Below are 530 nucleotides of genomic sequence, written 5' to 3' on the forward strand. Positions count from 1 at the left end.
GTGAGGATACTATTTAGCCATAGAGTATCGACTAACAACATCAAGTTATCTAACTTGCGCACTAGGTGAGCAAATTGAGCTACTTGTGGTGAGTTGATCTCGATATCGTACTGGTTTGGGCTTGTATATTCTGGAGCGCCTTCAATTCCGTTGTCTTCCATCAGCTTTTGTAGCTGATTAGTGGCGGTATCAAGATCAACGGATACTTTCTCGATGTGCTCCTGGATGATGCTTTCTACTTGGTCAATTTCATCTTGTTCACCAATGATTCGCAAAATAACATCAATCGAAAACAGTGAATCGGAAACGCGCTGAAAGCTGCGTTCGACTACACGTTGAGCTTGCAGACTGTTCACTTTCAGCACTCGTTTGAATACAGGGCGAGAAAGGTCCGCATTGTTGCGCTCTTTTTTGGTTGGTTGTTGTTCCAAAGAGGTTTCTGCTAAGTCTGTCATTTCTTTCTCCTTCAATTGAATACAGATACAGATAAACGCAGATACAGGATAAAAGGTCTATTGACGAATCCTTAG

At 42.1% G+C, this 530-nt stretch carries 1 protein-coding gene; it reads right to left on the reverse strand.

Going from position 1 to position 530, the window contains the following annotated elements:
• The coding region (locus R7044_RS27780) for a hypothetical protein (RefSeq protein ID WP_225456311.1) at positions 1 to 455 on the reverse strand (455 nt) is incomplete at its 3' end.
• Positions 456 to 530 lie beyond the last annotated feature (75 nt).

The sequence above is a fragment of the Vibrio sp. 1402 genome (assembly GCF_033340275.1).